Consider the following 19827-nt stretch of genomic DNA (forward strand, 5'->3'; position numbering starts at 1 on the left):
AATTAGATTGACAGTAGTGAATTCACCACCATAGAAATAAATAAGAAACTGAAAATTATCAGGAGCCAGAAATTCAGGATAGCATACTTGACTATAGTTTTAAACCTAGTTTGCCCATAGAAGTTCCGCATTGATTTATACAAATAGAAAAAGATGAGTAGAAACTGAATAATCATGAGCCAACTGAATATAGACCAGCCAGAGAGTTCTCCTAAGGAGCCGATAGCTAAAAGTAACAGTAGATTAATGTATTGCGCTATATACAAATGCAGGGTAAAAATCAAGTGATCCACAAAAAAGAGTTGCTTATTACGTACATACAGCATAAACAGAATGAATGCAAAGAAAGGTAGGCTGATCATCATCATGGCGGGTAATGAGTGAATACTCTTATCGGTAACTTTCTCCCACATTTCAAGTTGGCGTCCTCTATACTTATCATTCAGCGCTGCAGCTCTTCTGCGTACATATTTACGGAAAAAGCCATCCCGCTTGCTTTCTGGCAAACTATTTTGAATTGAATCGTATTCAGCAACACTTGACGCAAGATCTTTACTAAGACCAATTCCCACCTTATTTCTTCTCAAACTGTCATTTCTTGAATTCTGAACTCTTTTGATTGAATCAGCACCAGTTTCAACAAAACCTGCTTCTTTTAAGTCAACCAAGAATGAATCAGCTTCAGCAATTACATTTTTTAATGAATCAATTTTCGCCGGATTTTTCTCATTGGCTAATGCCAACCGAGCCGTCTGCAAAGCCATTTCTTTTCTTCTGCCTTCTTCAAACTCTTCATTCAATCCTGAGGTAAAAAAATTGAAAATTAACAGAAAGAAAATAGCCGAGGTAAAAATGTACATCCTAATAGGATTCAGATAAGCGAGTCTTCTACCCCGCATGTATTCCTTGGTAAGAAACCCAGGCCTGAACAGCAAGTATTTTACAGATTCAAAAAACTTACCATCAAAATGAAAAAGATCAAAAATGAAATGCTGGATCAAGGCCCAGAATGACTCATGAGGCTCTGTATTCTCCTGACCGCAGATATGGCAATAACGGCCCTGCACCTGGGCACCGCAATTAAGACAATCTTTGTCCTTTCTTTCTTTAAGATGTGACACCTGTGAATATTTGTCTAAAAATAATGAACAATCTGCTTGAACTCGGGCATCTTATGAACATGCGCTTTTTTGTTCAGAATTATGCCCTTACTTTGATACAAACAGGGAATTATGCGTCTTTTGGTAGGATTATGCCTGGTTTTATTGGTTTCAGGAACTGAAGCACAGTATTACTACAACGATATTCTGGCTACAACCCAAGCCAGCAAACGTTTTGCCAACCTCAGAAAGAACCAAGTAATCAAGATTGTAGCCAAGAGCCTTGATGCCAATAATGAGCCGACTGCAGGCTTTTTATTAGAAGAAGAGCTGGCTGAAGATGGTCGTACCCTGATTACCAAAACCGCTACTACTGATGGGCGTGCAACACTCACCAAAACCACTTTTTTCAACAATAAGATTCGAAGAAATGAAACTGCCTATCCGGGCATGGAAGTAAGAACAGATTATCAATACGATGAGAAAGGCAGATTGATTAGGATAAACTCCAGCACCAATGATACTTCTTTGAAAAAAGGTGCAGCAGAGTCCCATTTATGGACCTATGATGCTGCAGGCTTACCTGCACAAATGCTGAATATCAGAAATGTTACCGATACAACCATTATAGAATTCATCAAAGACTCAAGCGGACAGGTAGTGGAAGAAAGATGGAAAAGAAAGAACAGACTGATTGAAACCTATTATTATTACTACGACTCCAAAAACCAGCTAACAGATATCGTTCGGTTTGATCAACGCGCGAGCAAGCTTTTACCTGATTTGCTTTTCGACTTCGATGAGAAAGGACAGATAGCTACTTTAACCCAAAGAATGGGCAATGGTCCTGCATACCTTGTCTGGAAATATCAGTATCTAGCCAACGGTCTAAAAGAAAAAGAATATTGCTTTGATAAACAAAAGCAGCTAGTTGCAACTATCCTCTATCAATACAAGATGGAGAAATAGACTTTTATACGAAATAGCTGAAAAGCTGATTGTCTTTATTGATTTCAGTATAATCTACTTGATAAGCCAGCATCCTTTCTAAGAGTGGGTGATAATCCTCTTTCCTACTCAATTCAATACCTACTAATGCAGGCCCGGTTTCCTTATTGTGCTTCTGCATATACTCAAAACGAGTGATATCATCATTCGGACCAAGTACATTGTTGACAAAATCCTTCAATGCACCTGGTCTTTGTGCAAAGCTGATGAGGAAATAATGTTTTAATCCTTCATACTGCAGTGATCTTTCTTTAATCTCCTGCATGCGATCAATATCGTTATTACTACCGCTAACCACACAAACAACTGTTTTACCCGCAATCTTATCTGCGTATTGCTCCAATGCAGTAATGGCTAAAGCTCCTGCAGGTTCCACTACAATTGCATCCTCATTGTAGAGGTTCAGTATGGTTGAGCAAACAGCACCTTCTTGCACCAATAACATATCATCCAACACTTCTTTACAGTATTGGAAAGTCAGTTCGCCTACCCGCTTTACCGATGCACCATCTACAAAACGATCAATATCGTCCAGGGTAACTGGTGCACCATAATCTAAAGCATTTTTCATTGATGGAGCACCTGCAGGTTCTACACCAATAATTTTTACTGCCGGCGCAAAAGTGGCACAATAAGTACCCATACCCGCCGCTAAACCACCACCACCAACCGGTACAAAGAGGTAATCGAATTGAGGTAGCTCCTCAAGCACTTCTGCGGCAACTGTTGCTTGTCCCTCAATACTTGCCGGATGATCAAAGGGTGGCACAAAGACCATTTCATGCTTGCTTGCATAAGCTTTAGCTGCTGTAGCGCAATCATCGAATGTATCACCACTGAGTACGATCTCCACGCAGCCGTCGCCAAACATAATAGTTTGTCTGATTTTCTGTTTGGGTGTAATCACCGGCATAAAAATCACCCCCCTTACACCCAATGCTTTGCATGAATAGGCGAAACCCTGTGCATGATTGCCCGCACTGGCGCATACAGCTCCATTGGCAATGGTTTGCTGATCCAATGCACACATGAGGTTATATGCGCCTCTTAACTTGTAAGAACGGACAACTTGCAAGTCTTCTCTTTTCAGGTATACATGCGCACCGTATTTTTTACTCAGGGTTTGGCTATAAGTGAGCGGAGTTTTCCGCACAACAGCTGCCACCCTTTTTTTGGCTGCTTCAAAATCCAATGCCGGTTGCACTAGGGTTTGCATACTACTTGGGTTCTTGATTCTCAGGACGCAGGCTTCTTACCGTTTTACCGGCCTGCCACATTTCACTATTGCGTAGTTCTGCTAATTCAACTTCTAACTTTTCTCTATAATCAGGCTGACTGTTAGAATCAATAGAACGTTGGGATTCTTTACCAGCTGCTACACTATCATATAATTCATTAAAGACAGGTAAAGTAGCATCCTTAAATTTCTTCCACCAATCCAAAGCGCCACGTTGTGCAGTAGTAGAACAGTTGGCATACATCCAATCCATTCCATTTTCAGCAACCAATGGCATCAAAGACTGTGTCAGTTCTTCCACCGTTTCGTTGAATGCTTCAGAAGGTGAATGTCCACGATCGCGCAAAACCTGGTACTGCGCTGCAAAAATGCCTTGAATAGCACCCATCAAAGTACCACGCTCACCTGTTAAATCGCTATAGACTTCTTTACGAAAATCTGTTTCAAACAAATAGCCACTACCAATGGCAATACCCAATGCAATCACTCGATCAAACGCTTTACCTGTTGCATCCTGATAAATTGCATAACTACTGTTCAAGCCCCTACCCTGCAAAAACATTCTACGCAGCGAAGTACCGGAGCCCTTGGGTGCAACGAGAAATACATCCACATCTTTAGGGGGTATAATACCTGTCTGCTCATTAAAGGTAACACCAAAGCCATGTGAGAAATACAAGGCTTTACCTGCTGTCAAGTGCTTTTGCACAGTTGGCCATAACTGTATCTGCGCAGCATCGCTCAACAAATAACAAATAATCGTACCGCGCTGCAATGCCTCTTCAATATCAAATAGCGTTTCGCCGGGTACAAAACCGTCGCGCACTGCTTTATCCCAGCTGGCAGAGTTTTTACGCTGACCAACGATCACGTTGATGCCATTTTCCTTTTGATTGAGCGCCTGACCAGGACCCTGTACGCCATAGCCAATCACTGCAACTACATCATCTTTTAATACTTGCTGTGCTTTTGCCAGTGGAAATTCTTCTCTTGTTACAACGTTTTCTTGTACACCGCCGAAATTCAATGTTGCCATATAGTTGTTTTAATGGTTGAGTGAATCAATGATAGAATGAGTGAATGATAGGATGATTGAATGATAGAATTGAGGTTAGAGTTCTATAGTTAAAGAATCTGCTGCAGGGTGAATGGCTTCAAACTCACGGAGTTTTTCATGAAAGCCCCTGCTGGCTTTGATGATGGCTACACGCGCAGATCTAACAAATTCAATTAAGCCAAAAGGTTCAAGTACTTCGATTAGCTTATCCGTTTCCTCTCTATGACCAGTAGTTTCAAAAACTGTATAGTCTTTACGAATGACAACAGCTCTTGCACCATATTCTCTGAGTAAGCGTTCAACTTTCACCTTCTCTGCAATTTCATCCGTAGAAACTTTATACAAAGCCAATTCCTGCCACACAATTTCATCAGGTGTATTGTAATAGGCTTTTAATACTTCTACCTGCTTTTCAATTTGACGAACAAGCTTTTTTACATTGACTTCAGTTTCAAAAATGACAATCGTGAAACGGTGAATGCCATCCACTTCCGATGGAGAAGTATTCAAACTCTCAATATTGATCTTTCGTCTACTGAAAATGATAGCGATTCTGCTGAGCAGACCCACATGATTCTCCGTATACACCGTGATTGTATATTCTTGCTTTTCCATACGTTTATTTTAACCTGATTTCAGCTACACCACAACCCTGTGGCACCATCGGAAACACATTATTCTCCTTACCTACCATTACTTCCAGCAAGTATGCATCCTGATGCGCCAACATAGTTTCTAATGCAGCTCGAAGTGACGCTCGCTCAGCTACTTTTTGTCCATCGATATAATATCCTTTGGCTACCTGTACAAAATCGGGTGATTCAATATTGACAAAAGAGTATCGCTTATCATGAAAGAGTTGTTGCCACTGACGCACCATGCCTAGAAATTGGTTATTGAGGATGAGTATTTTCACAGGCACTTTACTTTGCATGATGGTACCCAATTCTTGAATAGTCATTTGTACACCACCATCGCCAATAACAGCAATCACCTCTCTTTCAGGTGCACCCAGCTTGGCGCCAATTGCAGCAGGTAATGCAAACCCCATCGTACCCAAACCACCAGAAGTGATATTACTTTTTGATTGCTGATATTTAGCATACCTACAAGCCACCATTTGGTGCTGGCCTACATCGGTCACAATTATCGCTTCACCATTGGTAATTTCATTAACTGTTCTAATGACCTCGCCCATGGTAAGCTGACCAGATTCAGGAAAGAGCTCCTGCTCTATCACTACTTCATGTTCTTTTAACGCGAGTTCATGAAACTTCGCCAACCAATCGCTGTGGTCATGCTTTTGTAAACGCTCAGTCAACAATGGCAGAGTCTCCTTACAATCGCCCCACACAGGTACTGTTGTGGGGACCATCTTATCAATCTCTGCAGGATCGATATCTAAATGAATAATCTTCGCCTGCTTTGCATAACGATCTAATCTTCCGGTAACACGATCATCAAAGCGCATTCCTACTGCAATCAATACATCGCATTCATTCGTAAGTACATTAGGCGCATAATTGCCATGCATACCCAACATCCCAACACCCAAAGGATGATCGGTTGGCAATGCACTCATACCCATAATAGTCCAAGCAGCAGGGAAACCACCTTTTTCAATAAATGCTTTGAACTCGGCTTCTGCCTTGCCCAGAATTACACCCTGTCCAAAAATCACAAAAGGCTTCTTAGCAGAATTGATCAGCGCTGCAGCTGCATCAATAAACTCTACACGTACATGTGGCTTTGGGCGATAACTTCTTATATGCTCACACTTGGTGTATCCTTGCCATTCAAAAGTCTTGAGCTGTGCATCTTTGGTGATATCTACCAGAACTGGTCCCGGTCTACCACTGGAAGCAATATAAAAAGCTTTAGCTAGTACAGCTGGAATCTCTTCCGGATTGGTTACTTGATAATTCCACTTTGTTACAGGTGCAGTAATGTTAATCACATCCGTTTCCTGAAATGCATCCGTACCCAATAAATGAGAAAATACCTGTCCGGTAATACACACAACCGGCGTGCTATCAATCATGGCATCAGCCAAACCAGTTACCAAATTGGTAGCACCTGGTCCACTGGTAGCAAAGACTACACCAGTTTTTCCAGAAGCACGTGCAAAACCTTGTGCAGCATGAATCGCGCCCTGCTCATGTCTGACGAGTATATGTGTCAGTTGCTCATTGTAATCATACAATGCATCATAAATAGGCATGATAGCACCACCGGGATAACCAAAAATGGTTTGCACATTTTCCGCAATCAGCGACTCTAATAAAGCCACTGAACCACTCACCGTGACTTGTACAGATTTTTCTTGCTCCAATATCGCTTCCATATTAGCTGATTGATAATTTATTGATCAGTTATACAACCTTCTGCTGCACTGGCAACAGTTTTGGCATATTTATATAAGAGTCCTTTACTTGCTTTCAAGGCGGGTTGCTTCCAAGCTGCTCTGCGTGATTGAATGACTGCATCATCCACTTTCAGTGTAATGGTATTTTGTACTGCATCCAATTCTATGACATCATCATCTTTCACCAAAGCAAGCACGCCGCCATCATATGCTTCAGGTGTGATATGACCAACGACAAATCCATGGGTACCGCCACTAAATCGACCATCTGTAATCAAGGCAACCGATTTACCCAAACCTGCACCAATAATCGCTGATGTAGGCTTCAACATCTCCGGCATACCCGGACCACCTTTCGGACCAACATAGCGAATCACCACCACATCACCAGCTTTCACTCTACCGCTGGCAATGCCATCAATCAATGCGTGCTCCCCATCAAATACGCGCGCAGGCCCAACAAAACGCACTCCCTCTTTACCACTAATTTTTGCAACGCTTCCACCTTCAGCAAGGTTTCCATAAAGTATCTGTAAATGACCCGTTGCTTTGATAGGTGTTTCCAACGGCTTTACTATTTGCTGCTGCTGAAAATCTAGCGAAGGAATAGATGCTAGATTTTCTGCGAGCGTCTTTCCTGTTACAGTTAAACAATCACCATTCAGCAAACCCTTTTCCAAGAGATATTTCATCACCGAAGGTAATCCACCATGCTGGTGTAAATCCTGCATCAGGTATTTACCGCTAGGCTTGAAATCTGCTAAAACAGGCACTTTATTACTAATTGCTTGTACATCATCCTGAGTTAATGCAATACCCACACTGTGTGCCATTGCAATCAGGTGCAATACTGCATTGGTGGAGCCCCCCAATACCATGATGACAGTTATCGCATTATCAAATGCAGCCCTCGTCATGATATCACTTGGCTTAATATCTTTTTCCAGTAAATACCTCATTGCTCTTCCTGCTGCCAGACACTCTGCTTGCTTTGCTTCACTCAATGCAGGGTTAGAGGAAGAATAAGGCAAACTCATACCCAAAGCTTCAATAGCAGCAGCCATCGTATTGGCTGTGTACATACCACCACAAGCACCTGCGCCTGGGCAAGCATGTTGTACAATGCCTTTGAAATCTGCTTCACTAAGCTGGCCAGCGATTTTTTGTCCCAATGCTTCAAAAGCAGAGACGATATTGAGTTCTTGTCCGTTATAATGCCCTGGCGCAATAGTACCGCCATATACCATGATGGCAGGACGGTTCAATCTACCCATCGCGATGATAGAGCCTGGCATATTCTTATCGCAGCCCGGCAAAGCAATCAATCCATCATAGTATTGTGCACCACAAACAGCTTCAATAGAATCCGCAATCACATCTCTGCTGATTAGGGAATAGCGCATACCATCAGTACCATTGCTGATACCATCACTCACACCGATGGTGTTGAAAATGAGTCCGACCAAATCATTACTCCATACACCCTGCTTGACTAGCTTAGCCAGATCATTCAAGTGCATGTTACAAGTGTTCCCATCATAACCCATACTCACAATACCAACTTGCGCCTTGGCCAAATCAGCTTCTGTTAAGCCGATTCCATACAGCATTGCTTGTGCAGCCGGCTGTGTAGGATCCTGTGTAATAGTTTTACTGTATTTATTCAATTCCTGACTCATGCTTGTACTGTATTAGACTGTTTTTCGAGCACCAAATCCTTATATGCTTTTTGTAACTGATACCCAATGGATTGATGCCAAGGCCTAGGAAACACATATTCATCTATTGATTTCCATCCAATCACTTCCGCAGCTGTGCCACAGAAGAATGCGCTATCAGCTTGTTTTAATGCTTCTGGCGTACATGCAGTTTCCACAACAGGAATGCCTAATTCATTAGCCAGCTCAATGACAGTGGCTCTTGTAATGCCTGGCAGAATATTACCTAAAGCCGGTGTAAACAATTGTCCGTCTTTTTCGAAGAATACATTAGCACCTGGTCCTTCTGCTACAAAACCATTTGCATCTAATAGCAAGGCTTCATCGTAACCATGGTCTTTTGCTTCCTGACAGGCCATGATAGAGTTTACATAATGCCCCGAAACCTTTGCATGCACTTTGAATGCCTTGGGGTTAGGTCTTTGAAAAGATGAAGTCATCACACGCAGTAATTGCTCACCCAGATAAGCACCCCACTCCCATGCGCCAATCATTAAATGTGAAGCTTTGGCTTTTTGCAGACTCATATTGGGCGGACAAAACAGCAAAGGCCGTAAATAGGCATTCTTCAATCCGTTGCGTGACAATACCTCATAAGAAATATTGATCAATTCTTCAACCGTGTATGCGAAGGGAATACCCACAGCATCTGCACTGTCCTTCATACGTTGATAGTGTGCTTCAGCTTTGAAAATAGCTACTTCGCCTGCAACGGTTTCATATGCACGGATACCTTCAAAAATAGCATAGCCATAATGCATAGACTGGCTGTACAGATCCGTCTTGGCATCTGCTGCCTTTACATACTGACCATCAAAAAACAACACTGTCTGCTCATTGTAATACATATCATTCAATTTTGTCCAAAACAAAAAACCCGCCTCTGTGGAGGCGGGTTTGCTATGTTTCAAGTACGTTACTTTTTACAAGACTTGGCCACCTCCATGGAGCACAGGAATAATAATGACAGCAATAATGATTACTGATATAATTGTTGCAATAGTATATGTCCTGTTGTTCATCATGTCTGTGACGAGTGAAACAAATATAACCACCTCATTGGTGAATACAAAGAACTAATTTTTATTGATCCTAGATAATCGTTGATTTTCTAAGCTCAATATTGTGCTGATTAATGGCTTCAGCAGCCTGATTTTCAATTCGATCACACACCATCTCACCAATGGTGGATGTGAAATAAAAATTCATAGAATCAATATCTTTTGTAACAAAGCGATGCTCCAATGTCCAACTGCAAGCTTCTCTTACCGCTTCCGCTTCTGTGTTTAGTCCGAAATAATCGAGCAGCATCGCTGCAGAAAGAATAGAACCAAGCGGATTGGCAATATCCTTACCCGCCGCTTGCGGATAAGAACCATGGATCGGCTCAAACAAAGCGTTTTTCACTCCGATGGAAGCTGAAGGCAATAAACCCAGCGAGCCAGTCAACACACTTGCCTCATCACTAATAATATCACCAAACATGTTCTCCGTAAGGATTACATCAAACTGTGCGGGGTTCAGAATCAACTGCATGGCTGCATTGTCTACAAAGAGATAATCGACGACAACTTCAGGATAACTTGTGGCCATTTGCTGCACTACCCTTCTCCACAAACGTGAAGTCTCTAACACATTCGCCTTATCAACCAATGTTAGTTTCTTTCTGCGCTGCATGGCGTGTTCAAAAGCCAGTTTGGCAATACGCTCTATCTCATGCACCTGATACACACAATCATCACTCGCCTGCAAGCCATCTTCACTCAAGACTTTATTTCCAAAATAAATACCACCTGTCAACTCTCTGTAGATCACAAAATCAACACCCTGCAACTGCTTTACTTTCAAAGGAGAAAGATGGTGCAAAGAAGCATAGGTAGTTACCGGACGGATATTCGCATACAATTGCAGCACTTTGCGAAGCTTCAGCAACCCTTGTTCAGGACGCACTTTAGCATTGGGGTCATTGTCATATTTAGGATGACCGATAGCCCCAAACAGTACAGCATCTGCTTCTAAACAACTGGCAATGGTTGATTCAGGTAAGGGATTGCCTGTTGTATCGATTGCTGAAGCACCCATTAACTGATAATCATATTCAAATACATGACCATATTCCTTGGCTATGGTATCCAGTACACGCACAGCCTGGGCCGTTACTTCCGGACCAATACCATCTCCGTTAATCACTGTTATCTTTTTTTCCATCAGGCAGTAAAAGTTTTATGAGTTGACTGTTCAAAAGCAGTAATGGCATCGCGCATACTCAACAAATAATCAATATCATCATAGCCGTTGAGCAAGCAGATTTTTTTATACGGGCTGATATCAAAACCGCTATTCACTTTACCATCAGCAGTTTTGATGGATTGCGCAGGCAGATCTACTGTTATTTCAGTGGATGGATGATGCAATATAAGCTGCATCAGCATTGCCAGCGTTTCTTCCGTTACCTGAACAGGCAATAAAAAATTATTCAGTGCATTGTTTCGAAAGATATCAGCGAAAAAACTGCTTACGACTACATCGAAGCCATAATCTTTAATCGCCCAAGCCGCATGCTCCCTGCTACTACCGCAGCCAAAGTTTTTTCCTGCCAACAGAATTCTGCCGCTGAATTTTGCATCATTCAACACAAAATCCTTGTTGGGCTGAGCTTCATCGTCATTACTGTAGCGCCAATCGCGAAACAGATTTTTACCAAAGCCTTCTCTACTGGTTGCTTTCAGAAAACGCGCAGGAATGATCTGATCAGTATCAATGTGCTCAATGGGTAATGGCACTGCAGTGGATGATATTACTTGTATTTTGGTACGCATCTTAATTCAATAATTCTCTTACATCTGTTACTACGCCTGTTAATGCTGCTGCAGCTGCGGTAAGCGGACTAGCCAGCATAGTTCTTGCATTCGGACCTTGGCGTCCTTCAAAATTTCTATTAGAAGTTGCTATACAGTATTTGCCTGCAGGTATCTTGTCTTCATTCATACCCAAACACGCCGAACAGCCTGCTTGTCTCAATTGAAAACCTGCTGCTTCTAATACTTGATCCAGCCCTTCAGCCTTAGCTTGTGCAGCTACTTGCTGTGAACCAGGTACAATCCACACTTCTACATCTGGTGCTTTTTGCTTGCCTTTTACTAAAGCTGCTACTGCACGCAAATCTTCAATACGTGCATTGGTACAACTGCCGATAAAGACATAATCAATTTTTTGTCCTGCAATCGGCTGTCCTTCCTGCAAGCCCATGTATTGCAAAGCTTTCTTGTACGATTGTTTCTCTTGCTCAGTCAGCACTTCTGCCTGAGGAATCATTTGCTTCACACCAATACCCATTCCAGGATTGGTACCATAAGTGATCATGGGCTCTATGCTGGCTGCGTCAATATCCAACTCTAGATCAAAATTTGCGTCAGCATCGCTATATAACTTAGACCATTCTGCAACAGCTGCATCAAAATTTGCAGGCACATATGGTTTATTGCGTAAATAATCAAAAGTAATTTGATCAGGTGCAATCAAACCGCCTCTGGCACCCATTTCAATACTCATATTGCAGATAGTCATTCTGCCTTCCATACTCAAACTACGAATAGTACTACCTGCATACTCTACAAAATAGCCTGTTGCACCACTGGCAGAGATCTTGGCAATAATGTGCAGGATGATGTCTTTAGCAGTTACACCTTTTTGCAGATGACCATCTACATTGATGCGCATGAGTTTTGGTCTGCTCTGCATCAAGCATTGTGTTGCAAGCACCATCTCTACTTCACTGGTACCAATACCAAAAGCAATGGTTCCGAAAGCACCGTGTGTAGAGGTATGACTATCGCCACAGACAATAGTCATGCCTGGCTGCGTAATCCCCAACTCTGGACCAATCACGTGTACAATACCCTGATATGGATGCCCTAAGCCATACAATTCAATACCAAAATCAGCACAGTTCTGCACCAATGCAGCTACTTGCTGACGCGACATTGCTTCTTGAATGGGCAGGTGTTGATTAAGTGTTGGTACATTATGGTCCGCAGTGGCCACTACCTGTTGGGGGCGAAACACAGGTAGTTTTCTTTGACGAAGACCGTCAAAAGCCTGCGGACTGGTTACTTCATGGATAAAATGTCGGTCTATGTATAAAACAGCGGGACCTCCGCTGATTTGTTTCACAACGTGCTTTTCCCAAATCTTATCGAATAATGTTTTTCCCATAGAGTTATGCTACTGCTATTACTTCCTGATAATGCATGGCCAATGATTGTAGATCCGAATCCATTACTTCCTTCTGTTGGTCAGCGATATGTAGGAACTGCTCGTATAAAGTGTCTATATCATTTCTATTAAACTGATAGCCCAATTTTTGGAAGCGATAGGCCAATGCAGATCTACCGCTACGTGCAGTCAAAACAATCTTGGAACTGTCTGCACCAACTTCTTCCGGACTAATGATTTCATACGTTTCTGCGCTCTTTAAGAATCCGTCCTGATGAATACCAGATGAATGTGCAAATGCATTGGCACCAACGATGGCTTTATTCGGTTGCACAGGCATGCGCATGGTATCTGATACGCGTCTGCTTACTGGATTTAACTTAGCTGGCTGTACCCCTGTGTAATAACCCATTTGTTTGTGCTGGCGCAAAACCATCACCACTTCTTCCAATGAGGTGTTACCTGCACGTTCACCAATACCGTTAATGGTACATTCTACCTGTCTTGCACCATTCATCACACCTGCAACAGCATTGGCAGTTGCCAAACCCAAATCATTATGACAATGACAAGAAAGAATGGCTTTATCAATATTGGGCACCTTGTTCATCAAGTATGCAATCTTCTCTCCATACTGATGCGGCAAACAATAGCCTGTGGTATCCGGAATATTTATTACGGTAGCACCTGCTGCAATCACAGCTTCTACAACCCTTGCGAGGTATGCATTATCTGTTCTACCTGCATCTTCTGCATAGAACTCCACATCATCCGTATAGTTTCTGGCCCAGCGCACACATTGCACAGCTCTTGCCAGAATATCTGCTTGGGTAGAATTAAACTTGCCCTTAATATGAAAATCTGAAGTGCCAATGCCTGTATGTATGCGTGGACGCTTGGCATAACGCAATGCAGCTGCGGCAGCTTCAATGTCTTTCTCTACAGCACGACTAAGCGCACAAACTGTAGCTTCTTGTATATGTGTTGCGATTTCTCTTACCGATTCAAAATCACCCGGTGAAGAAATCGGGAACCCTGCTTCTATCACATCAACACCCAAATCTTCCAATACCAAAGCCAGTTCCAGTTTCTCTTTTGTATTGAGCTTGCAACCTGGCACCTGTTCTCCATCGCGGAGGGTGGTATCAAAAATGAAAATGCGACTTTCCTGCATATAAAAATATTGGCGATAAAAAAGCAGACAGCTTACATTTGAATTGCCTGCCAAATGAGCTAAGCTGCCTGCTTAGAACCGAAAGTATCTTTCTCTAAGGGCTGCATCAAACCAAAACCGCATAGGAATTACGTTGTGCAACCCAAACAAGAAAGCCGGAAATGCAATGCCAGTAAGGATTTAAACTATATTGAATTACGATGCCCAACAGACCAACAGACCAGTTATTTCAGCTGATTAAATCGCTTGATAAGGCGGAAAAGCGCAATTTCAAGCTATACGCTAAGCGAAATGCAGCAGGGGCCGACTTGAAAATGGTGCAATTATTTGATGCAATGGACAAGTTGGAGGAGTATGATGAAGCCAAATTGTTGAAGCATACCAAGTCGATCAAAAAGCAACAGCTATCCAATATCAAAGCGCATTTATACAAGCAGATCCTGAATAGTCTCCGACTTTTGAAAGATGAGGGCAATATTGATATTCAGCTTCACGAGCAAATGGACCATGCACGAATCCTCTTCAACAAAGGGCTCTATATGCAGAGTCTGAAAGTCTTGGAGAAAATCAAGGAGAGCAGCAAAGATCATCATCAGGTTACCTTCTGGTTACAGGCGCTCATATTTGAAAAGAAGATTGAATCATTGTATATCACCAGAAGTTTCAAGAACAGGGCTGAGTTATTGAGTAAAGAAGTAGAGGAACTAGACGACCGATTGGTGATGATTGGCAAACTTTCTAATCTAGCTTTGCAATTGTATGGTTGGTATATCAATCATGGGCATGCCCGTAACAAGCAGGAAGAACAATCGCTCAAAACATTCTTTACGCAACAATTACCCAAGCATGCAGATCAGCAAAGAGGATTTTATGAACGCATGTATTTGTATCAGGCTTATTGTTGGTATGCATTCATTCTTCAAGACCTGCTGCAATACTATAAATACTGCCAACGCTGGGTAGATTTGTTTGAGGAAGAACCTGTGATGCAATCCATTGAAACATTGTACTACCTAAAAGGCATGCACAATTTACTGAACGCACACTTCATGTTGCGTAACCATCAAAAGCATGCTTTGGAATTAAGTAAACTGCAAAAGTTTTATACTTCGCCGATTTGCGTCCAACAGGAAAATAATCAAGTACAGGCTTTTGTGCATTTGTTTACAGCACGCATTAACCAGCATTTCATGGAAGGCAGTTTCAGTAAAGGTGTGGTGCAGATTGCGCCATTGGAAGCTGAGCTGGAAGCATACGCATCTAAACTAGATCTACATCGGGTATTGGTTTTCTATTATAAAATTGCTTGTCTGCATTTTGGTGCAGGCGATAATGCAACTGCTATCAGCTATCTGCAAAAAATCATTCACTGGAAAACAGACCTCCGTTCTGACCTGCAATGCTATGCACGCTTACTGCATTTGATTGCACACTATGAATTGGGTAATTATGATATCCTGGAACACTTGATTAAATCCGTGTACCGTTTCATGGCCAAGATGGAAAGTTTAACTGTGGTGGAGGAAGCCATTTTTCAATTCCTACGCAGTAGCTTTGCCTCTACCCCTGTGAAGATTGTTCCGCAGTTTGCCAAATTGCATCAACGCTTGAGCAAACTACAGGGCAGTGCACTCGAGACAAGATCATTCATGTATTTGGATATACTTTCCTGGCTGGAGAGCAAAATGCAGGGGAAGCCGGTGCAGGAGATTATCAAGAAAAAGTTTGACTTGACTAAAAAGAAGGGCAAGTAATCACTAATAGAGTAATACCAAACCAAGTATACAATATAGGCAGCCGATGCCTATCCATATTTGCTTTGGATAAACTGCAAAAAAGTTGGATAGTTTTTTACCAACCAAGCTATACACTGCAAGCATAGTAGAACAACCCAATGCTGCGGCTAAAACCCCTGGAAATATTTGAATTTCTTTGATTCCATATTTATTCAAAACAGTCAACCAGCTCAACCAAAATGGAAATTGCTGCGGGTGTAAAAAAATGACAAAATAAGCACGCTTTAAAGAAGCAGACGCATGATGCGTTGTTTGCCTGATAGCATCTTTGATTGTCCAGATACCCATTCCAATAATCAAAATTGCAGCGCAAACAGTTGCATATTGCACCAAATCAATCAAGAATACCTGCTTCAAAAGAAGCTGAATCAAGAAGAAATACATTCCCTCGAACAAAGCAGCAGTGAGTATAAGTCTAAGCAAAGCTTTTGACCGAACAAAACCTGCTTCAGCAAGCACGGTAGTGTTGATGATACCTGGCGAAAGGTAGCCCCATGCACTAATTAGGAAAATCAAGCAATAGCTCATCCTGCATTTTGTTTATACTTTCTTTCTGCCAATTTTGTTTGCAGGTATTGCTTCCAGCTCATATAAGCTATCCCTTTTCGATGATTATCAACCGCAATTTGATACATCCATCGCATGTGGCTACAAATTACCGCTTGTGCTTTGAAATAAGAAAAGTTCGGATCCAGAATATGTCCGGGCATAGCTCCTGCCCCATTCAACTCAATAATGCTCAACCCTTCACCGGTAAGCAGACTATCTGGGCTCGAACATTTGACATCCATTCTGCCAAAATAGAAATCAGGTATTGAAGCACTAAGGGCGTCGAAAAATGCAGCAACACCTTCGGTAATTAAATCCTGCCTATTAATAAACTTTGCACCTCGGATATGATTACCGAAAGGCATCAATACCATTTTCTTTCCTTTTATCAGAACTTCAATGGGATTAAACAAATTTGCTTTGATCAACTGTTCTTTAACCAGAAAAGCACGATCATCAAGATCAATAAGTTCACTAATGCTGGAAACCCCATCCCCCATTACCGTCAAAGGTTGCTTTTCAACAATTGAAGTAACCACTCCTTTTTGCTGGCCTGGGCGCTTGTAATAAAAAACACCAAACTCAAGCGGAAGATCAACTTTTTCCTGTACCAACATATCAACCGGATGCATCTTTAAAAAATGCTGTAATGCCTCTTGATGAGGTATCACCGATACCAACCAACCTTTTTCACCCCGATCGGGTTTTACAATACAGGGAAAAACAATACCTTTTTCTTGCATGGATTCTATGAGCTTGTCAAAGGGTGTATTGGGCTTAACCAATAGGGTTGTGGGAATATATTGAGCGGGTATTTGCTCATAAATGGACCACTTAGATTCAAAAAACATTCCCCCTGTTTCAATAGACGGATTAGCGGCAGAATAGAAATGAAAGCTTTTTGCCTTCAAACAGAGGTATAGATAATAGAATGATGCAGGCAGATAGATTAGCCATGTTGGCCAATATTCCCAATGCTTTAACTGTATCCCTTTTCTACGAAAAAAATGTTTGCGCACAATCATTACATACAAGATAAGCAGCTGATTAAATCTATTTGTGCCGTATGCATCTGTTGATTGACCAAATCATGGTACTTGAAAGATACCGACTGATCTTGATATTGAATCACTGAGATACTTTGTGATTGCATACCATTCTCCCGCTTAATCAGAAACCCATTATGGGTGTCCTGGGTGGATGTATACAGTGCTTCAATTGGTGTATTGGGATCTTTGATCAATTGATCATACCACTGCTGAAATAGGATGGTTCTTTGTGCAGTAGCGCTAGCATCGTACAAAGTAACAGACGAGAAAAAATGTGGTAATTGCTTATTTAGCAGTTCATGATGTTTTTGAGTTCCATCCCAAGTAAGTCGATATAATTGTGCATCAGTAAACACCAACAAAGAAAAAGGTTCAATACCTTCAAGGGGCAAATAGGTCCATTCTACTAAAGGGATACCTGTTTCAAGCAAATGGTTAACGATAAGGCCTCTGCTCATCCGATAATTACTGCCGGGAGGATGTTTTTGAAAAGCCCCATTGAACAAGACAACGATATCCAGAAAACGATTCGCGCCAATCCAACTGCCACCACCCAAGGGATCAATTGGTGCAAGTATATCAATATCACTCCCATGAATGATTACAGGCATTTGCGCAATGGGTCTGGCCGCATGCTCATCTCTGATAGAAATAAACTTTGGCTGATCATCTTTTCCGGGCAAGTAGATTACTGTGCACATTGTTGTTGATAGGCAATTGTTGAATAAGCAAAACCAAAACTTTTATCATCAATACGTATCTGAAACTCTCGAAGTGCTACATGAATTAATGCCATGTGATGAATGGCATGCTCTACTTGATACAGTAATTCCCTGAAATAGGTTGAAGTAACTTGGCTTCCGGGTGTTTCATACACATAGATAATTTTATCCGATTTCACCGGTGCCTCAAGAATCATGACTATCTGCTCAAGAGCAAGCTGGGCATCTGTTTCAAGCCTTAGATCACGGACCCTGTTTTGATAATCGACAAGGCCTTCAGCATACCCGTTTTCAACACAATTGATTAGCTCTATGATATGACGTACATGGGCACCAATACTGCTCTCACCCAGGTATTTACTTTTACGGCTATATACATCCTTAGGCAGTAATGTGATAACCGACATCAGTTTATTCAACTGCGCAGCGATATTCGATTGCAAAGCTTGCATACCGTTTACTTTTTTGAAGATAATCTGGCTATTAATTCCTGCAATTGCAACCGATGAATAATCAGAACAATCAGAGCAGCAATAAATACAGTGATTGCGAGAAAGAAAAGATAACCTCCATCACCTTGTGACTCAATCCCAATCACGAAAATATGTGCACCCAAAGCACCTGCCATCAACCCAACAGCAGTAATCGCACCAAATGGCCTTGTTTTAGGCACTAATAACAAGATTGATGCAATTAATTCAAGTATACCTGTCAGTACCCTGCCCCATGGCTCAACGCCTAAATGAGAAAAAATGGCTACAGACTCTGGGCTTGCAGAAAATTTGAAAAAAAGTGTTTGCAATAAAATCAATGCTGCAAGTACACTGAATATCCAACTGATTATTTTCTTTGACATAAGGTGTATTTTATTGTAAGAGCTTTATCCAATTCTTATCAGCTGCCTGTTTCAATCGCTGTTCATCCTTATTCCATTTTGTTAAAGTGTTGTTGACCCATGTGTGATAAAACAGGTACAACTTACCATCCAACACCTTGAATGTTCCCGGATCTACTTCAACCTTCTCCCCTGTAGCACCCATGGCATAAGCACACCAGCCACCATACTGAGGTTCATAAGCTTTGTAATTTTTTAGGAACAAGTCTTTATTTGTCTTGCTAGACAGATAATAGGTAACACCTTCCGCATTCACAGCAAAAGCTGCACTGCCTTTGATGGCTTTACCTTGAACGAAATAGGCTACAGGATCGTAGCCCTGAATGGCCACACCTTTGTCCAAATTAAAGCCCTTAGTACGCTGTTGTGCAACTGCAAATACTGAGCAACTAAAGAAGACTGAAAAGAGCATCAACTTATACATGTTATTGTTTTTTAGGTGTTTGAAGTGTTAACCAATATGCATTGGCAGCTGTAATTCTTCCAGGAATATCCTTAGTCCAGAAAGATTTTACTTTAGGGCTGTAATTGAGGTAGAGTTTATCATCAACAATTGTCCAGGCTTCGGGAGCTGTTGGTGAAAGATGTGACTCACTGGCACCGTAAGCACAATAGCCTCCATACTGAGGCGCATAATGTGCCGGATCTAGTTTGAAGCTATCCAAATAAGCTTGCTGACTAAACCACCAATTGATTCCTTGCCACTGAAATTGATACGTGCTATCTCCTTTTACTGGTTTGGCATCTTTAAAATAAGCCACAGGATCATACCCTCTGATAGCTACCCCATTGGATGCAAACCAGCTGGTTCCTTGTTGCGCCTGCACTGAAAAGAAACCCAGACATATAAACGTGATAATAAATAGTCTTTGTTGCATAGAATAAGTTTATGCAGCAAAAGTGAAGCAGATACGCTTGCTTAAAAATGTGTAGACTTCCTGA

At 41.7% G+C, this 19827-nt stretch carries 20 protein-coding genes; 2 read left to right on the forward strand and 18 right to left on the reverse strand.

The features are described from left to right. Nucleotides 1-2 precede the first annotated feature (2 nt). Nucleotides 3-1121: a DUF3667 domain-containing protein gene (locus J0L83_05355; GenBank protein ID MBN8663976.1), complete on the reverse strand. Its 1119-nt coding sequence runs from the start codon at nucleotides 1119-1121 to the stop codon at nucleotides 3-5. Between the two features lie 111 nt (nucleotides 1122-1232). Here J0L83_05355 and J0L83_05360 point away from each other — a divergent pair, with 111 nt between their 5' ends. Next, a complete protein-coding gene (locus J0L83_05360; protein ID MBN8663977.1) occupies nucleotides 1233-2069 on the forward strand; it encodes a hypothetical protein in 837 nt (278 codons plus the stop codon). Between the two features lie 4 nt (nucleotides 2070-2073). On the opposite strand, the gene ilvA is transcribed toward J0L83_05360, so the two are convergent. The 10 genes from ilvA to J0L83_05410 form a co-directional block, all read right to left on the reverse strand. Beyond that, nucleotides 2074-3324: a threonine ammonia-lyase gene (gene ilvA / locus J0L83_05365; protein MBN8663978.1), complete on the reverse strand. Its 1251-nt coding sequence runs from the start codon at nucleotides 3322-3324 to the stop codon at nucleotides 2074-2076. Between the two features lies 1 nt (nucleotide 3325). Continuing rightward, on the reverse strand, nucleotides 3326-4381 hold the full coding sequence (ilvC, locus tag J0L83_05370) for a ketol-acid reductoisomerase (GenBank protein ID MBN8663979.1): 1056 nt from the start codon (nucleotides 4379-4381) through the stop codon (nucleotides 3326-3328). Between the two features lie 75 nt (nucleotides 4382-4456). Continuing rightward, complete coding sequence (ilvN, locus tag J0L83_05375; protein MBN8663980.1) at nucleotides 4457-5017, reverse strand: acetolactate synthase small subunit; 561 nt, start codon at nucleotides 5015-5017, stop codon at nucleotides 4457-4459. 4 nt (nucleotides 5018-5021) lie between these two features. Continuing rightward, the gene (gene ilvB, locus J0L83_05380) at nucleotides 5022-6746 is read right to left on the reverse strand and encodes a biosynthetic-type acetolactate synthase large subunit (protein MBN8663981.1); all 1725 of its coding nucleotides are present in this window, start codon (nucleotides 6744-6746) and stop codon (nucleotides 5022-5024) included. 17 nt (nucleotides 6747-6763) lie between these two features. Continuing rightward, entirely contained in the window at nucleotides 6764-8446 is a 1683-nt protein-coding gene (gene ilvD, locus J0L83_05385) for a dihydroxy-acid dehydratase (GenBank protein MBN8663982.1), read from the reverse strand. Beyond that, a complete protein-coding gene (locus J0L83_05390) occupies nucleotides 8443-9333 on the reverse strand; it encodes a branched-chain amino acid transaminase (GenBank protein ID MBN8663983.1) in 891 nt (296 codons plus the stop codon). The genes ilvD and J0L83_05390 overlap by 4 nt, the downstream gene beginning before the upstream one ends. Before the next feature lie 244 nt (nucleotides 9334-9577). Continuing rightward, entirely contained in the window at nucleotides 9578-10693 is a 1116-nt protein-coding gene (gene leuB / locus J0L83_05395; GenBank protein ID MBN8663984.1) for a 3-isopropylmalate dehydrogenase, read from the reverse strand. Then, nucleotides 10693-11304: a 3-isopropylmalate dehydratase small subunit gene (leuD, locus tag J0L83_05400; protein ID MBN8663985.1), complete on the reverse strand. Its 612-nt coding sequence runs from the start codon at nucleotides 11302-11304 to the stop codon at nucleotides 10693-10695. The genes leuB and leuD overlap by 1 nt, the downstream gene beginning before the upstream one ends. A 1-nt stretch (nucleotide 11305) precedes the next feature. Then, the gene (gene leuC / locus J0L83_05405; protein MBN8663986.1) at nucleotides 11306-12700 is read right to left on the reverse strand and encodes a 3-isopropylmalate dehydratase large subunit; all 1395 of its coding nucleotides are present in this window, start codon (nucleotides 12698-12700) and stop codon (nucleotides 11306-11308) included. 4 nt (nucleotides 12701-12704) lie between these two features. Beyond that, entirely contained in the window at nucleotides 12705-13874 is a 1170-nt protein-coding gene (locus tag J0L83_05410) for a 2-isopropylmalate synthase (protein MBN8663987.1), read from the reverse strand. 200 nt (nucleotides 13875-14074) lie between these two features. Here J0L83_05410 and J0L83_05415 point away from each other — a divergent pair, with 200 nt between their 5' ends. Further along, on the forward strand, nucleotides 14075-15628 hold the full coding sequence (locus J0L83_05415; GenBank protein ID MBN8663988.1) for a hypothetical protein: 1554 nt from the start codon (nucleotides 14075-14077) through the stop codon (nucleotides 15626-15628). Nucleotides 15629-15631: 3 nt separating this feature from the next. Here the strand turns inward: J0L83_05415 and J0L83_05420 are convergent, their stop codons facing one another. The 7 genes from J0L83_05420 to J0L83_05450 form a co-directional block, all read right to left on the reverse strand. Next, the gene (locus J0L83_05420; GenBank protein ID MBN8663989.1) at nucleotides 15632-16198 is read right to left on the reverse strand and encodes a hypothetical protein; all 567 of its coding nucleotides are present in this window, start codon (nucleotides 16196-16198) and stop codon (nucleotides 15632-15634) included. Further along, nucleotides 16195-16851, reverse strand: a complete 657-nt coding sequence (locus tag J0L83_05425) for a hypothetical protein (GenBank protein ID MBN8663990.1) — start codon at nucleotides 16849-16851, stop codon at nucleotides 16195-16197. The genes J0L83_05420 and J0L83_05425 overlap by 4 nt, the downstream gene beginning before the upstream one ends. Nucleotides 16852-17243: 392 nt before the next feature. Further along, nucleotides 17244-17969, reverse strand: coding sequence for an NRDE family protein (locus J0L83_05430; GenBank protein ID MBN8663991.1), 726 nt, complete (start codon nucleotides 17967-17969; stop codon nucleotides 17244-17246). Further along, nucleotides 17957-18442 carry a hypothetical protein gene (locus tag J0L83_05435; protein ID MBN8663992.1) on the reverse strand — a complete coding sequence of 162 codons (486 nt, stop codon included), beginning with the start codon at nucleotides 18440-18442 and terminating at the stop codon, nucleotides 17957-17959. The genes J0L83_05430 and J0L83_05435 overlap by 13 nt, the downstream gene beginning before the upstream one ends. Before the next feature lie 5 nt (nucleotides 18443-18447). After that, nucleotides 18448-18846: a DoxX family protein gene (locus J0L83_05440; protein MBN8663993.1), complete on the reverse strand. Its 399-nt coding sequence runs from the start codon at nucleotides 18844-18846 to the stop codon at nucleotides 18448-18450. Between the two features lie 10 nt (nucleotides 18847-18856). Then, complete coding sequence (locus tag J0L83_05445; GenBank protein MBN8663994.1) at nucleotides 18857-19309, reverse strand: YHS domain protein; 453 nt, start codon at nucleotides 19307-19309, stop codon at nucleotides 18857-18859. Between the two features lies 1 nt (nucleotide 19310). Beyond that, a complete protein-coding gene (locus J0L83_05450) occupies nucleotides 19311-19763 on the reverse strand; it encodes a hypothetical protein (GenBank protein MBN8663995.1) in 453 nt (150 codons plus the stop codon). Nucleotides 19764-19827: the final 64 nt, after the last annotated feature.

The sequence above is a fragment of the Chitinophagales bacterium genome, from assembly GCA_017303835.1.
Taxonomy (GTDB): Bacteria; Bacteroidota; Bacteroidia; order Chitinophagales; family Chitinophagaceae; genus JAFLBI01.

What these genes read in the sequence shown, in the direction of transcription:
- J0L83_05390 (MBN8663983.1), bottom strand. Translation starts at nt 9,333, where the DNA reads ATGTATTACAATGAGCAGACAGTGTTGTTTTTTGATGGTCAGTATGTA.
- J0L83_05445 (MBN8663994.1), bottom strand. Translation starts at nt 19,309, where the DNA reads ATGTATAAGTTGATGCTCTTTTCAGTCTTCTTTAGTTGCTCAGTATTT.
- J0L83_05410 (MBN8663987.1), bottom strand. Translation starts at nt 13,874, where the DNA reads ATGCAGGAAAGTCGCATTTTCATTTTTGATACCACCCTCCGCGATGGA.
- ilvN (MBN8663980.1), bottom strand. Translation starts at nt 5,017, where the DNA reads ATGGAAAAGCAAGAATATACAATCACGGTGTATACGGAGAATCATGTG.
- ilvC (MBN8663979.1), bottom strand. Translation starts at nt 4,381, where the DNA reads ATGGCAACATTGAATTTCGGCGGTGTACAAGAAAACGTTGTAACAAGA.
- ilvD (MBN8663982.1), bottom strand. Translation starts at nt 8,446, where the DNA reads ATGAGTCAGGAATTGAATAAATACAGTAAAACTATTACACAGGATCCT.
- J0L83_05435 (MBN8663992.1), bottom strand. Translation starts at nt 18,442, where the DNA reads ATGCAAGCTTTGCAATCGAATATCGCTGCGCAGTTGAATAAACTGATG.
- ilvA (MBN8663978.1), bottom strand. Translation starts at nt 3,324, where the DNA reads ATGCAAACCCTAGTGCAACCGGCATTGGATTTTGAAGCAGCCAAAAAA.
- J0L83_05360 (MBN8663977.1), top strand. Translation starts at nt 1,233, where the DNA reads ATGCGTCTTTTGGTAGGATTATGCCTGGTTTTATTGGTTTCAGGAACT.
- J0L83_05415 (MBN8663988.1), top strand. Translation starts at nt 14,075, where the DNA reads ATGCCCAACAGACCAACAGACCAGTTATTTCAGCTGATTAAATCGCTT.
- ilvB (MBN8663981.1), bottom strand. Translation starts at nt 6,746, where the DNA reads ATGGAAGCGATATTGGAGCAAGAAAAATCTGTACAAGTCACGGTGAGT.
- J0L83_05440 (MBN8663993.1), bottom strand. Translation starts at nt 18,846, where the DNA reads ATGTCAAAGAAAATAATCAGTTGGATATTCAGTGTACTTGCAGCATTG.
- J0L83_05430 (MBN8663991.1), bottom strand. Translation starts at nt 17,969, where the DNA reads ATGTGCACAGTAATCTACTTGCCCGGAAAAGATGATCAGCCAAAGTTT.
- leuB (MBN8663984.1), bottom strand. Translation starts at nt 10,693, where the DNA reads ATGGAAAAAAAGATAACAGTGATTAACGGAGATGGTATTGGTCCGGAA.
- J0L83_05420 (MBN8663989.1), bottom strand. Translation starts at nt 16,198, where the DNA reads ATGAGCTATTGCTTGATTTTCCTAATTAGTGCATGGGGCTACCTTTCG.
- leuD (MBN8663985.1), bottom strand. Translation starts at nt 11,304, where the DNA reads ATGCGTACCAAAATACAAGTAATATCATCCACTGCAGTGCCATTACCC.
- J0L83_05425 (MBN8663990.1), bottom strand. Translation starts at nt 16,851, where the DNA reads ATGCATCCGGTTGATATGTTGGTACAGGAAAAAGTTGATCTTCCGCTT.
- leuC (MBN8663986.1), bottom strand. Translation starts at nt 12,700, where the DNA reads ATGGGAAAAACATTATTCGATAAGATTTGGGAAAAGCACGTTGTGAAA.
- J0L83_05450 (MBN8663995.1), bottom strand. Translation starts at nt 19,763, where the DNA reads ATGCAACAAAGACTATTTATTATCACGTTTATATGTCTGGGTTTCTTT.